Annotated in this window: 17 protein-coding genes; 6 read left to right on the top strand and 11 right to left on the bottom strand. The window is 63.6% G+C overall.

Features of this window, described 5'->3' with window-relative positions:
• Position 1: 1 nt before the first annotated feature.
• From purM to LB571_RS09585, 3 genes are read left to right on the top strand one after another with little or no spacing between them, the layout of a single operon-like run.
• Entirely contained in the window at positions 2-1,111 is a 1,110-nt protein-coding gene (gene purM / locus LB571_RS09595; protein ID WP_140617178.1) for a phosphoribosylformylglycinamidine cyclo-ligase, read from the top strand.
• Positions 1,108-1,821 (top strand): phosphoribosylglycinamide formyltransferase, encoded by a 714-nt coding sequence (purN, locus tag LB571_RS09590; RefSeq protein WP_140878562.1) that lies wholly within the window; start codon positions 1,108-1,110, stop codon positions 1,819-1,821. Before purM ends, purN begins: the two co-directional genes overlap by 4 nt.
• 14 nt (positions 1,822-1,835) lie before the next feature.
• Positions 1,836-2,345, top strand: coding sequence for a SixA phosphatase family protein (locus tag LB571_RS09585; RefSeq protein ID WP_224594014.1), 510 nt, complete (start codon positions 1,836-1,838; stop codon positions 2,343-2,345).
• Between the two features lie 50 nt (positions 2,346-2,395).
• Here the strand turns inward: LB571_RS09585 and LB571_RS09580 are convergent, their stop codons facing one another.
• From LB571_RS09580 to LB571_RS09565, 4 genes are all read right to left on the bottom strand, one after another.
• Positions 2,396-2,635: a DUF680 domain-containing protein gene (locus LB571_RS09580; protein WP_015318438.1), complete on the bottom strand. Its 240-nt coding sequence runs from the start codon at positions 2,633-2,635 to the stop codon at positions 2,396-2,398.
• Positions 2,636-2,842: 207 nt separating this feature from the next.
• A complete protein-coding gene (locus tag LB571_RS09575; RefSeq protein ID WP_015318439.1) occupies positions 2,843-3,076 on the bottom strand; it encodes a DUF680 domain-containing protein in 234 nt (77 codons plus the stop codon).
• Positions 3,077-3,520: 444 nt separating this feature from the next.
• Positions 3,521-3,748, bottom strand: a complete 228-nt coding sequence (locus tag LB571_RS09570) for a DUF680 domain-containing protein (RefSeq protein WP_224594010.1) — start codon at positions 3,746-3,748, stop codon at positions 3,521-3,523.
• Positions 3,749-3,793: 45 nt separating this feature from the next.
• Positions 3,794-3,994 carry a DUF680 domain-containing protein gene (locus LB571_RS09565; RefSeq protein WP_224594007.1) on the bottom strand — a complete coding sequence of 67 codons (201 nt, stop codon included), beginning with the start codon at positions 3,992-3,994 and terminating at the stop codon, positions 3,794-3,796.
• A 481-nt stretch (positions 3,995-4,475) separates the two neighbouring features.
• Between LB571_RS09565 and LB571_RS09560 the strand changes: the two genes are divergently transcribed.
• Together LB571_RS09560 and LB571_RS09555 are read left to right on the top strand one after the other, a co-directional pair.
• Entirely contained in the window at positions 4,476-5,153 is a 678-nt protein-coding gene (locus LB571_RS09560) for a response regulator (RefSeq protein WP_140617181.1), read from the top strand.
• 12 nt (positions 5,154-5,165) lie between these two features.
• Positions 5,166-6,518, top strand: coding sequence for a sensor histidine kinase (locus tag LB571_RS09555; protein ID WP_224594003.1), 1,353 nt, complete (start codon positions 5,166-5,168; stop codon positions 6,516-6,518).
• 45 nt (positions 6,519-6,563) lie between these two features.
• Here LB571_RS09555 and LB571_RS09550 read toward each other — a convergent pair whose 3' ends face one another.
• The 6 genes from LB571_RS09550 to LB571_RS09525 all read right to left on the bottom strand — a co-directional run bounded on the left by LB571_RS09550 (position 6,564) and on the right by LB571_RS09525 (position 12,785).
• Positions 6,564-7,442, bottom strand: a complete 879-nt coding sequence (locus LB571_RS09550; protein ID WP_224594000.1) for an ABC transporter permease — start codon at positions 7,440-7,442, stop codon at positions 6,564-6,566.
• 14 nt (positions 7,443-7,456) lie between these two features.
• Positions 7,457-8,311, bottom strand: a complete 855-nt coding sequence (locus tag LB571_RS09545; RefSeq protein WP_015318445.1) for an ABC transporter ATP-binding protein — start codon at positions 8,309-8,311, stop codon at positions 7,457-7,459.
• A 159-nt stretch (positions 8,312-8,470) separates the two neighbouring features.
• A complete protein-coding gene (locus LB571_RS09540) occupies positions 8,471-9,484 on the bottom strand; it encodes an ABC transporter substrate-binding protein (protein WP_015318446.1) in 1,014 nt (337 codons plus the stop codon).
• 175 nt (positions 9,485-9,659) lie between these two features.
• The gene (dapB, locus tag LB571_RS09535) at positions 9,660-10,439 is read right to left on the bottom strand and encodes a 4-hydroxy-tetrahydrodipicolinate reductase (protein WP_224593997.1); all 780 of its coding nucleotides are present in this window, start codon (positions 10,437-10,439) and stop codon (positions 9,660-9,662) included.
• A 10-nt stretch (positions 10,440-10,449) separates the two neighbouring features.
• Positions 10,450-12,543: an ATP-dependent helicase gene (locus tag LB571_RS09530; protein ID WP_140878568.1), complete on the bottom strand. Its 2,094-nt coding sequence runs from the start codon at positions 12,541-12,543 to the stop codon at positions 10,450-10,452.
• A 68-nt stretch (positions 12,544-12,611) separates the two neighbouring features.
• Positions 12,612-12,785, bottom strand: a complete 174-nt coding sequence (locus LB571_RS09525) for a hypothetical protein (protein ID WP_015318449.1) — start codon at positions 12,783-12,785, stop codon at positions 12,612-12,614.
• A gap of 109 nt (positions 12,786-12,894) precedes the next feature.
• Here LB571_RS09525 and LB571_RS09520 point away from each other — a divergent pair, with 109 nt between their 5' ends.
• Complete coding sequence (locus LB571_RS09520) at positions 12,895-13,035, top strand: hypothetical protein (RefSeq protein WP_015318450.1); 141 nt, start codon at positions 12,895-12,897, stop codon at positions 13,033-13,035.
• 33 nt (positions 13,036-13,068) lie between these two features.
• On the opposite strand, the gene LB571_RS09515 is transcribed toward LB571_RS09520, so the two are convergent.
• The gene (locus LB571_RS09515) at positions 13,069-13,239 is read right to left on the bottom strand and encodes a hypothetical protein (RefSeq protein ID WP_224525574.1); all 171 of its coding nucleotides are present in this window, start codon (positions 13,237-13,239) and stop codon (positions 13,069-13,071) included.
• Positions 13,240-13,415 lie beyond the last annotated feature (176 nt).

Here is a 13,415-nt window from a genome sequence, read left to right as displayed (position 1 = left end):
GATGAGCAAGCGCGAAACCGGCCAGCATAAAACGGGCCAGAACAAAACGGCCAAGCGCGGAAACGGGCTCACCTATGCGCAGGCGGGCGTCGATATCGATGCCGGCAACCTCATGGTCGAGAAGATCAAGCCGCTGGTGCGCGCGACGCGCAGGCCGGGCGCGGATGGCGAGATCGGCGGCTTCGGCGGCCTGTTCGATCTGAAAGCGGCCGGTTTCACCGATCCGGTGCTGGTAGCAGCCAATGACGGCGTCGGCACCAAGCTCAAGATCGCCATCGAGGCGGGAAAACACGACACGATCGGCATCGACCTTGTCGCCATGTGCGTCAACGACATCGTCGTGCAGGGCGCCGAACCGCTGTTCTTCCTCGACTATTTCGCCACCGGCAAACTCGATCCCGATCAGGGTGCCGCGATTGTCGGCGGCATCGCACAGGGCTGCCGTCAGGCCGGCTGCGCGCTGATCGGCGGCGAGACGGCGGAAATGCCGGGCATGTATCACGGCAAGGATTATGACCTTGCTGGCTTTGCCGTGGGTGCGGCCGAACGCGGCCAGCTCCTGCCCACCGACGACATCGTCGAGGGCGACGTGCTGCTCGGGCTGGCCTCTTCTGGCCTGCATTCGAATGGTTTCTCGCTGGTGCGCCGCATCGTCGCCGCCAGCGGTCTGGCGTGGAACGATCCAGCACCGTTCAACGACGAGGCGACGCTTGCCGAGGCACTGCTCGAACCCACCCGCATCTACGTCAAGTCGATCCTCAAGGCGATCCGCAACACGCATGGCATCAAGGCGCTGGCGCACATCACCGGCGGCGGTTTTCCGGAAAACATTCCGCGCGTGCTGCCCAAGGACTTTTCCGCCGAACTTGACCTCAATGCCATCGACGTGCCGCCGGTGTTTTCCTGGCTGGCCAAGACAGGCGGCGTGGCGCCGGAGGAGATGATGCGCACCTTCAATTGCGGCATCGGCATGATTTTGGCTGTCGCTTCCGGTCAGGCGGCGCAGGTCGCTGCCGTGCTGCAGGAAGCCGGCGAGACGGTGACGCCGATCGGCCGCATCGTGCCGCGCCGCGACGCCGGCGTCATCTATCGGGGCTCGATCGGCCTATGAGCACGCAGAGAAAACGCACCGTTGTCCTGATTTCGGGGCGCGGCTCCAACATGACCGCGCTGATCGCGGCGGCCAGCGATCCGGCCTTCCCGGCCGAGATTGCCGGCGTCATTTCCGACAAGGCGGACGCCGCCGGCCTCGGCATCGCCAGGGCACGCGGCATCGCCACCCAGGTCATTTCCCGCGCCGACCATGGCAGCAAGCAGGCGCATGACGCGGCGATCGACGCGGCACTTGCGGCCTTCAACGCCGACATCGTGGCGCTGGCCGGCTATATGCGCATCCTGACCCCCGGCTTTGTCCAGAAATGGCAGGGCCGCATGATCAACATCCACCCTGCCCTGCTGCCGGCCTTCAAGGGGCTCGACACCCATGCGCGCGCGTTGGCCGCCGGCATCCGCATCCATGGCTGCACGGTGCATTTCGTCACGTCCGAGATGGATGATGGCCCGATCATCGCGCAAGCGGCCGTGCCGGTGATGGTCGGCGACAATGCCGATACGCTGGCCGCGCGCGTGCTCAAGGCAGAGCACCAGCTCTACCCGCTGGCGCTTGGACTGGTCGCCGAAGGCAAGGCACGCATGGAGGCCGGGCATACGGTTCTTGCCCACTTCGCCGACGATGCCGACAACGGCACCTCGGTGGTGATGGCGCCCGATCCGCTGCGCGAGGAAGCCGACCTCGAGCACCTGGCGCGGATCACGCCCTGAGCGAGAGCGCAGCGATGAAACAGCTGCTCCTGCTGCGTCACTCCAAATCGAGTTGGGACGACCCTGACCTCGACGATTTCGACCGACCGCTGGCGGAACGTGGGTTGAAGGCGGCCCGGCTGATCGGCCGCGAGCTTGGAGCGCGCAACTGGCTGCCGGATCAGGCGCTGGTGTCGCCGGCGCTGCGCACCCGCGATACCTGGCGGCTGGTGGCGGCGGAACTGCCAGTGCATCCCCGGGTCGCGTTTGCCGAGGCGCTCTACGATGCCGCAGCGGCGGATATTCTGGGTCAGCTACGCAAAGCGGACCCTTCGACCAGCTGCCTGCTGGTTCTCGGCCACAATCCGGGCCTTGAGGAGCTGGCAAAACAGCTTGCCGGACCGGGATCGGAGGCGAAGGCGCGCAAGAGGCTCGAGGAAAAGTTTCCGACAGCAGCCCTCGCGCGCTTCGTCCTTGAAGACGATTGGTCCGGGGTGTCGGCCGCCAGGCTGACACATTGCCTGCGGCCGAAGGATCTGAGCTAGAAGTCTAATGTCCGCGGGTGCGGCAGATCAGACCCGCCGCAGCCGCGACATCAGTTACCCCAGATGCCCTGGCCAGGCTCGGGCCAGTCGGTGGCTGGCTTCATCTTGGTGTCGGCGGTCTTGTGTTTGATCATATCCGTGTCGTTGACGGCGCCCGTGGCGGCGTGATCCACGCCGGCGACCGGGGCGACCGGCTGGTTGGCATTGTCGGAGCCATAGTGGTCGCTGCCGGCGAATGCACCCCCGGCTGCGACAAGGATAGCGGCGGTAGCGAGAGCAAGTCTGTTCATTTCAATCTCCTGTTCATCCGTTGGGCGGCGTCTTGGGAGGACGGTTCCGCTGAGGAGAAGACCACAAGCAGCCTGGTTTTATTCCTGGACGTGAGATGTTTTGCCTACTGAGAAGATCGGCGGCCTTCGGTCTGACCTCATTCAAAACAAGAGCGGCGGGCCAGACCCACCGCTCTTTGTCGTCAAGCCAGGCGAGGCCGGCGTGGATCAGTTGCCCCAGTTGCCCTGGCCGGGATCAGGCTGATTGGAATCGGGCGTCAGCTTGAAACCGCGGTGTTCGACCGGTTTGCGGATCGAAGCCGTATAGCTGTGGTCGATTTTACCCGCGGGCGCGGTGACCGCCGGCTGATTGACATTGTCAGAGCCATAATTGTCGCTGCCGGCGAAGGCGCCGCCCGTGGCAACGAGAATGGCGGCGGCGGTAAGTGCGATCCTGTTCATTTCTTTACTCCGATAGGTCTGGTCTGTCCGTCAAGTGGCGTGCCTTTGGGAGGAATTTCGCGTCGCTCGGACCAGCTGAAAGTGGGTTTTTCGTTCGTCGGCTTCCAATCACGAAGATGTTCCTTCACGGCCCGATTTCGCACCTCAAGGCTGGATCCCGGATTTCGGCAGAAGTGTTTTCATCAACATTATCAGCCGCTTGTTGCGCAACTCACGGAGCATTACGCTTTGTTTCGCCGAGGCGGCGTTCGCCGGGCGCTCACGGCGCGTCAACATTAATTGAACCAATTGGTTCGATCCGTGACCGGCGCGCTGGCCGGCACTTGTTCGACGGCTATCCGGCACGACTGAACCCGACTGGCTCGCCTGATTCCATTTGTCACAAAAAACAAGAGCGGCGGGCCAGGCCCACCGCTCTTTGTAGTCACGCGATGCAAGAAGGGATTAGCGGCCCCAGATGCCCTGGCCCGACTGGGCCGGAACGTTGGCATTGGCATCGGCCTGCGCCTTGTCCGCCTTCAGGATCGAACCGGTGTGGAAGGTGTCGACGTTGGAGGTCGACTGGCTGGCAACCGGCTGGTTGGCGTTGTCGGAACCGTAGTTGTCGCTGCCGGCAAAAGCGGTGCCAGTGGCAACGAGGATGGCAGCGGCGGTGAGTCCGATCTTGGTCATTTCAAGTACTCCTGAATTCAAAGTTGGATGGATTGGCAGTCGCGATTAGCGGCCGAAGAGGTTGCGGTCAGCGCCCTGCGGAGCCTGGACCGACGCGGCCGTCGACTTCGAGGTCGAAGCAGTGACCGAATGGTCGACAGCGGCGGCAGGCTGGTTGGCGTTGGCCGAGCCATAATTGTCGCTGCCGGCAAAAGCAGTGCCCGTGGCAACGAGGATGGCGGCGGCGGTAAGAGCGATCTTGGTCATTTTATTTACTCCAGAATTTCTTTGTTCTGTCCGTCTAGTGGCGTGCCCTTGGGAGGATTTCGCGTCGCTCGGACCACCTCCAGATGGGGAAGGCCCTTTGGAATTACCAGTCGCGTCGGCTTTGCAGTATTTCATCATATTATGGACAATGCATATTGCATTGCAGCATTTTTAGCCTGAATTCTCAAACGTTTTCAGTAGATTAGCGTTTCTACCGCAGACGCAAACCCCGACCGATTCGTGCCTACTGTTCACTGTTTGCGATACGATCCGTCAACTAGAACCGAACCGTTCGGTTCGATTTTACATCTCAAACGAGGCATCTTGCCCCCGAAAAACCATCGCCGGCCGCAGCCAAGCCGCATTTGCCTTGCGTTGCGATCGATACTATCGATCATCCGGGTTCCGATTGCCGAATGGGATCGTCGATCGAGCCTTGGTGGCCGTTGAGACCGAAGTGGATGCTGGAACGGCAATAGACATGCGATTGCTGCTTGTGGAGGACAATCGCGAACTGGCGGACTGGCTAGGCAAGACCTTGCGCCAGGCGAATTATGTCGTCGACATCGTCCATGACGGCGAGGATGTCGAGCACGCGCTTGCCGCCGGCGACCACGCGCTTGTCATTCTCGACCTTGCGTTGCCCCGCATGGGCGGACTGGAAGTGCTGCGCATGCTGCGAGCCCGCGGCAACCGGGTGCCGGTGATCGTACTGACCGCCAATGCCAGCCTCGATGGCCGGGTCAAAGGCCTCAACGAAGGCGCCGACGATTATCTGGCGAAGCCCTTCCAGGTAGAGGAACTCGAAGCGCGCATCCGCGTCCAACTGCGCCGCGCCAATGACCGGACGGCACCGGTCGTTGCCTGCGGCGACCTCATCTTCGACACCAACACCAGGCTGTTTTCGCTCGGCGGTGAAACACTGGCCCTGACACCACGCGAACATGCCGTGCTTGAACAATTGATGATCAAGGCGGGACGTACGGTAAGCAAGGCCGCCCTGTCGGCGGCGATCTACGATTTCGAGACCGACGCCGATCCAAGCGCCATCGAGATCTATGTGCACCGTGTGCGCAAGAAGCTCGAGGGGTCGCGGGTCCAGATCACCACTTTGCGTGGCCTCGGCTATCTCTTGCGCCATGAGGACCTGGCGCCATGATGATTTGGCGCTATGAAGACTAACAGCCTGCGCCTGCAATTGCTGGCCTGGGTCGTGCTCCCCCTGGCCGGGCTTGCGACCATCAATCTGTGGACCAGCCAGCGCAACGCTCTGGCGACCGCCGATCTGGTCACCGACCGCATGCTGGTCGGCTCGGCCCGCGCCATCGCCGAGCAGGTCGCCATGGCCGATGGCGTACTCGATGCTACCATCCCGCCGGCGGCGATCGAGATGTTCGATACCGGCGATCGCGACAGCGTCTACTATCGCGTCGAGACCGCCGGAGGACGGTTGCTGACCGGTTACCCCGATTTGCCGCAAGCGCCGCGGCATGCGAGCGTCGAGGCGAGCTATCGCGATCATATGTTGCGGCTCTTGACGCTCAGCCACGCGGTGATCGGCGCCGGCGGCGATTCCCCCATAACGGTCACCGTGGGCATAACGCTCTCCGGGCATGATGCGATGGTGAAGCGGCTGTGGTTCAGCGCCTTCGTCCAGCAACTGGCGCTGGTGGCGATCGCCGGCGTGTTCGTGCTGCTTGGCCTGCGCCGTGGCCTGGCGCCATTGATGAGCCTGCGCGACGCGGTGCGTTCGCCAAGCCGAAGCGACCTCGATCCGGTTGACGTGCCGGGCGCGCAGAGCGAAATCCGGCCTCTGATAGAGGCGCTCAACGCCTACATGGAACGGGTGCGCGCGCAGATGGGAGCGCAGCGCCGTTTCATCGCCAATGCCGCACATCAATTGCGCACGCCGCTGGCGCTGCTATCGACGCAGGCAAGCTATGCGCTACGCGAAACCGCCACCGATGCGCGCCAGGAAGCGCTGGTGGCGCTGCAGGCCAGCTCCGGCAAGCTGGCGCGGCTGGCCGAACAATTGCTCACCCTGTCGCGTGCCGAGCCTGGCAGCCGGCGGCCACGCGCCGATCGCATCGACCTGACAGAAGCCGCCCGCCATGTACTGGAAACGCAGGCGCCCGCGGCGATCGCCCGCAAGATCGATCTCGGGCTGGAGGAAACAGGGCCGGTTGCAGTCATTGGCGACGGCACCATGCTCCGCGAGATGATCGTCAATCTTGTCGACAACGCGCTGCGTTACTCGACGGCAAGCGCCAGCGTGACGGTGAAGCTGGCCGCCATCGACAGCGAAGCCGTGTTGACGGTAGCCGATGACGGACCCGGCATCCCGGCCGAAGAGCGGGATCACGTGTTCGAGCGCTTTTATCGCATCGCCGGTTCGACCGAGGAAGGCAGCGGCCTGGGCCTCGCCATCGTGCGCGAGGTTGTCGAGAATGCCGGCGGCCGCGTCACCCTCGGGGATGGCGCGGCCGGCGGTCTGGTGGTCGAGGTCAGGTTGCCCCTGGCCTGAACCGACCCGCACCAAGCGCGGGCTCGTACTGTCCTCGGAACAAAATCAGGTGCCCTGCTCGTTGAACGGCGCCGGCCGCCACTTGACGACATAGTTCTCGAAGCGGGTGATGATGAATTCCACCGCCAGCGCCATAGCCGCCAGGATGATCATGGCGGCGAAGACGCCATTGGCGTTGAAGGCGCCCTGCGCGGTCGAGATCAGCAGGCCCATGCCTTGCTTGGCGCCGAGGAATTCGCCGACCACGGCGCCGACCAAGGCAAAGCCGAAGCTGACATGCAGGCTGGCCAGGATCCAGCTCATCGCCGACGGGATAATGACGGTGCGGGTGATCTGGAACGGCGAGGCACCGAGGATCTGGGCGTTGGCGATCATCGCCCTGTCGGCCTCGCGAACCCCCTGGAAGGCGTTGGCGAAAACGACGAAGAACACCATCACTACGGCGAGCGCCACTTTCGAGGCCATGCCGAGGCCGAGCGCGATGATGAAGACAGAGCCGAGCACGACGCGCGGCACGGAATTGGCGACCTTGATGTAGATCGAAAAGACATCGGCCAGCAGCCGGTTGCGGCCGAGAATGATGCCGGCGGCGATGCCGCCCAGTGCGCCGATGGCGAAGCCGAGGAAGGTTTCCTCCAGCGTCACATAGATCTGCAGCCAGAGCGGTCCCTGCGAGGTGCCCTCGGTGATCCAGGACCAGATCTGTTCCCAGATGCCCGAGGGGCTGGCGAAGAAGAACGGGTCGATGATGTTATAGTCGGCGCCGAGTTCCCACAGGCCAAGGAACGCAACGAGGATAGCAAGGCGCAGGCCGATGACCAAAGCATGGCGGCGGCGCAGCCGGGCCCTCGCCCGGGCCTCGGCAACGGCAATGGAGGCATCGCGGACGGCGGCATGGGAAGCGGTGGGAGAGATAGCGGTCATGTTGGTGTCTCCTCTCAATGCCCGCTCTGCAAGGTGCGGCTCTGGCCGAGCTGCACTTCTTCGCGCAGGTCGTTCCAGATCACCTTGGCGATCTCGACGAATTTCGGGTCGTAACGGATGTCGGCCATGACACGCGGACGCGGCAGGTCGATGCGGTAGACGCTCTTGACCGTTCCCGGCCCGGCGGTGAGCACATAGACCTTGTCGGCCAGCGCCACCGCCTCCTCCAGATCGTGGGTGACGAAGACGACGGAGGATTTCTGTTCCGACCACAGGCCGAGCAATTCGTCCTGCATGGCCGTGCGCGTCTGCATGTCGAGCGCACTGAACGGCTCGTCCATAAGCAGAATCTTCGGCTGGTTGATGAAGGTCTGGGCAAGGGCGACGCGCTTGCGCATGCCGCCCGAAAGCTGGTGCGGATAATGTTTTTCGAAGCGGCCGAGGCCGACGCGGGCGATCCAGTCGCGGGCCCGATCATAGGCCTGCGCCTTGGGGATCCCGCGATAAAGCGGACCGGCGGCGACATTGTCGATGACGCTTCGCCAGGGAAAAAGCGCATCGGCCTGGAAGACGAAACCGATGTCGCGGCTGATATCGGTGACCGGTTTGCCCATGACGCGGACATGACCTGTGGTCGGCCGCAGCAGGCCGGTGACGAGGTTGAGCGTCGTCGACTTGCCGCAGCCGGTCGGCCCGACGACGCAGGCGAATTCGCCACGCGCCACCGTCATGGTGAAGTCGCGGATCGCCGTCATCATATGGCCGTCGGGCGTGACGAAGCGTAGCGTCACATCATCGATAGCGATCGCGGCATCGGCCGGCGGCGCGGCCTGAGACAACTTCTCAGCCGCCATCGTTTGCACTTGCATGGCATACTCCTGTGGCGATGATGCGAGAATGCCTGCGGCCAAAACTTGTGGTCGCCATCTCTCGACATCGGTAGGCGCGCCGCTGCCAAATCGATTCAGGCCAGCGGCGCAACTTGTTGTTCCTCAAGAGCGAACCGGTAACCCGCCTCGCCTGCCTGCCTACTTGGCGGCGTCGACGAATTCCGTCGTGAAGGTTTTCGACAGGTCGATCTGCTTGCCCTGCAGGCTCTTGGAGAAGGTCGACAGAACTTTCAGCACCGTCTCCGGGCCATCGGCCGGCATGCGTCCGTCGGGCGTGAACATCGCCTTGCCGCCGGCGAGCCCCTGGATATAGAGATCCTTGTTGCCGGCGTAATAGTCCTTCGGCATCTTGTCGGCGATCTCCTCGGCCGAATGGCCGGCGATGAACTTCATCGTCTTGACGAAGGCATTGGCGAGCTTCTGTGCTTCGTCCTTGTGGCCTTCGACCCAGGAAGACTGGACGTAGAAGGATGCCGCAGGATAGTCGCCGCCCAGCGCTTCCTTGGTCTTTTCGGGCGTGCGCATGTCGACCAGGACACTGGCCTCGCCGGTCTTGAGCAATTTCGCGATGGTCGGCTCCGTGGTCATGCCGGCCTGAATTTGGTCCTGCTTGACGGCGGCGATGAAGGTGTTGCCGGCGCCTACCGGCAGCAGCGTGTAATCACCCGGCTTCAGGCCGCTGCGGACGGCAAGATATTGGGTCAGGAAATCGGTCGACGACCCAAGCCCAGTGACGCCCAGCGTGGCGCCCTTGAAGTCGGCCGGCGACTTGATCTCCGGGTGCTTGGCGGAGACCAGTTCGACCTCGCCAGGGGCCTGGCTGAACTGGACGATCGACTCGATGTATTTGCCCTTTGACTGTAGGTCGACAGTGTGGTCATAAAAGCCGACAACGCCCTGCACGGCGCCGGCCAGCAATTCATTCTCGGCCTCGACGCCGGCTCGCGAGTTGATCAGTTCGACGTCGAGCCCCTCATCCTTGAAGTAGCCGAGCTGCTGGGTGAGCACGGCCGGCAGGTAAATCTGCTTTTCCATGCCGCCGACAATGATGGTGATCTTGTCCGCGGCGCACGCCGCGGTCGCGCCCGTGCCGACAATGGCGAGCGTCAGCGCCGCCGAACGCAAGATGCACTTCGAGATCAAACCGGTCATGTAACTTCCTCCACCTGGGCGGCGCGCCATCCAGGCTGCGCCGCATTCCTCCTGCCGGCCACTCCCGCACCGGTCACGCGGCGAACGCCGCAATGAATCAATTGCATGCCCAAGCTTTCAGCTGGCTTTCAGCCACTTTAGCAACCGGGGAATGAAAACAGCCAGGATTTGCTGGTTACGATGCGCCAAAACCCAATACGTCGCGCATGTCGTATTCGCCGGGAGCGCGGCCCGCCACCCACAATGCCGCGGCGATGGCGCCGCGTGCAAACATGATGCGGTCACCAGCCGAATGCGCCAAGGTGACGGTCTCGCCTTCCGTGCAGAAGCTGACGCTGTGCTCACCAATGATGGCGCCGCCCCGCGCCACCGCGAAGCCTATCTCGCCCGCCGGCCGCGCGCCGGTGACGCCATCGCGGACGCGCCTCGCAACCGTCTCCAGCCCGATTTCGCGTCCGCCGGCAACAGCCTGCCCCAGCATCAGCGCCGTGCCCGAAGGCGCGTCGATCTTGTGGCGATGATGAGCCTCGAAAATCTCCGCATCCCAGTCATCGGGGTCGAGCGCCCGCGCTGCCTGTTCGACCAATCCGACCAGCATGTTGAGCCCGAGCGAGAAGCTGCCGGAGCGCACGATGGCAATGGTTTTCGCGGCATGGGCGATGGTGGCCATCTCGGCGGCCTCGAAGCCTGTCGAGCCAATCACCAGGGCTGGCCCGCCCCTTCCGGCACACAATCTGGCCAGTTCCGCGGAGGCGGCCGGCGTGGTGAAGTCGACGACCACGTCAGCCATGGCAATTGCCTCGTCGCCGCTCACCAGCCCATCGCCGACACTGCCTGGACGGTGAAAGCAGCCGGCGAGCGCCAGACGCGCATCGGCCCGCACCGCATCCGCCATCTGGCGACCCATGCGGCCGAGAGCGCCTGATATGGCGATCCTGATCGGCGGCTGCGGCATCGGCTTCCTGCTATTTCCACATGCCGCGCATGCGCGCGCCGATGTCGACGCGCACCTCCGGCCGAGGCGCTCTGCCCTGCGCCGCTTGCGCGGCCGGCCACGAAAGCTGCTGGAACGCGGCGAGGATGGAGGCCGGAATGAAACGGGTGCGCGAGGCGTAGACATGGCGGTCGCCGCGTGCCGCCTGGCCATGCGGAAAGAAGCGCTGGGGCATGACGAGGTTGAGATTGTCCTTGGCCCGTGTCATCGCCACGTAGAGCAGCCGTCGCTCCTCCTCGATATCTTCCTTGGTGCCGACACCGAGATCGGCCGGAATGCAGCCATCGACCGTGTTCAGCACGAAGACGTTCTTCCACTCCTGGCCCTTGGCCGAGTGGATGGTCGACAGGATCAAATAGTCCTCGTCGCGGTGCGGAGGGCCGGCCTGGTCGCTGGTTGCGTCCGGCGGATCGAGCGTCAGCTCGGTCAGGAAGCGTTCGCGCGAAGCATAGCCCAAGCCGATTTGCTCGAGTTGCAGCAGGTCGGCGCGGCGCGTGATCGCATCCTCGTGGATGCGCTCCAGATGCGGTTCGTACCACAGCCTGACCTGTTCGAGATCGGCCGGCCATTTGGCGCCGGCGCGCAAGCCGGAATAGAGCGAGACGAAGCCGGGCCAGTCGTCGGCGGCGCGCTGCGGCGGACGCCAGCCGGCCAGTCCCATCGCCTCGTCCAGCGCCGATGTCATGGCCTCGACGACCTGCGCGGCCGCGGAAGGGCCAATGCCGGGAAGAAGCTGCAGCACGCGAAAGCCGGCGACACGATCGCGCGGATTTTCGGCAAAGCGCAGTACCGCCAGCACGTCCTTGACATGCGCGGCATCGAGGAATTTCAGGCCACCGAACTTGACGAAAGGGATGTTGCGCCGCGTCAGCTCGATCTCCAGCGGCCCGCTGTGGTGCGAGGCGCGAAACAGCACCGCCTGCGACTTCAGCGCGGTACCGGCCTCGCGCTCGGCAAGGATGGTGTCGCAGACGAAGTTCGCTTGTTCGACCTCGTCGCGCACGGTCACAAGTCTCGGTTTGTCGGCGGATTTGCGTTCCGACCACAGGTTCTTGGTGAAGCGCTCCGAGGCTTCGCCGATAACCGCGTTGGCGGCCGCCAGAATGGTCTCGGTCGAGCGATAATTGCGCTCCAGCATCACCACATCGGCGGTCCGCGCGAACTGTCTAGGGAAGTCGAGGATGTTGCGCACTTCGGCGGCCCGGAACGAATAGATCGACTGCGCGTCGTCACCGACGACCGTCAGCCCGGCGCCGTCGGGCTTGAGTGCCATCAGGATCGAGGCCTGCAGCCGGTTGGTGTCCTGGTATTCGTCGACCAGCACATGGTCGAACCGTCCGCCCAGATGCGTGGCGATTTCAGGCTCGGCGGTCATCTGCGCCCAGTAGAGCAGCAAATCGTCGTAATCGAGCACATTCTGCGCCTGCTTGGCCTCCACGTAACCGGCAAACAATTGCTTGAGCTGCTCGGCCCAGCCGGCGCACCAGGGGAAGGCGGACCCCAGGACCTCACCCAGCGGCGCCTGCGCGTTGACGGCGCGCGAATAGATGGCAAGGCAGGTGCCTTTGGTCGGAAAGCGCGCTTCCGTCCTGGAGAAACCGAGTTCGTGGCGCACGAGATTCATCAGATCGGCGGAATCCTCGCGATCATGGATGGTGAAGGCCGGATCGAGGCCGATCTCCAGCGCATAGTCCCGCAGCAGCCGCGCGCCGATACCATGAAAAGTGCCGGCCCAGGTCAGTGCGTCCGTGATCACTGCGGCGTCGCGGCCGAGCACTTCGCCGGCGATGCGCTCGACACGTCTCGCCATTTCGGATGCGGCGCGCCGCGAAAACGTCATCAGCAGGATGCGGCGCGGGTCGGCTCCCTTGACGATCAAGTGGGCGACGCGGTGCGCCAGCGTGTTGGTCTTGCCGGAGCCGGCGCCGGCGATAACCAGCAGCGGGCCTGCAATCTTGCCGTCGCCATGTTCGACGGCCTGGCGTTGGGCGTCGTTCAGCCGGGCGAGATAAGCCGGCTGGCCGGTCTGTTCCAAAAACGTCGAATCATGGGCGGCGAGGTTCATCGCCCATCAAGCATCGTTTCCGCTTTGTTCGCAACAGAGAAGCAGCTCCGCCAATACAGCGGGAGCAATCAGCGTTTCGGGTCAACGCCCATCGACGCCGACTGCCGGCGTAGCGCCTCGCGGTCGTTTGCGGGCGCTGGCAGCAAGAGCGGATCGACACTGTCGGGAACCTCGTCGATCATCTTGCGGGCGAGACGGTAAGTGACAAAGGCCAGCGTGCCAACCAGAAGCAAACGGATCATGCGGCGGTCCTCCTTCGCTGGGTCAACCTGAGGCAGGGGATTTTGTTCCCTCGGCGCAATCGTGCAACCAAACCGACACCGCCTCGTTCTGCGGGTGGAGGAAGTAGCCATGAAAAAGCTGGGACTGATCCTCGCGCTGGTGACTTTGGCTTTCTCGGCCTGCGACAACAAATTGCCGCCGACAAAGGCGACTGGGGCCGATCAAGATCTCGCCATTCCTGTCGTGAACAATGGCATTGCCAGCCAGTGAATGGAGCATTGCGCAAAAACGATTGCGGGATCTTCACCGCATTGCCGCGATGCATTCCTCGAGACGCTCGAGGCGGAACTTGGCATTGCGCAGCTCGTGGCCTGCGTCCTGGCGCAGCTGTCGTGTCTGCGCCGAGGCGGCGGTCAAGTCTCGTTCGAGTTGAGCGATGCGGGCGCGCACCCGCCGCGCTTCGTCCTGACGCACCGCCTTTATCCAGCTCCGCCCGCGCATCTATGAACCGCAGCATCCAAAAGCGTGCCACAGCCATGACAGTAAAACCCCTAACTTCCGCCGAGCGCGAGCGTTCTAACTTTAACGAAATCTAATTTAGCATGCGGGAGAGAAGGCCGGCGCCGCTTGGGAGGTAATCTGATAGCGCC

The organism is Mesorhizobium sp. BR1-1-4 (assembly GCF_020165375.1).
In the GTDB taxonomy this organism is placed as follows: Bacteria; Pseudomonadota; Alphaproteobacteria; order Rhizobiales; family Rhizobiaceae; genus Mesorhizobium; species Mesorhizobium australicum.
Note: the sequence above shows the minus strand (reverse complement) of the source record. Positions and strands in the feature narration are given on the sequence as shown.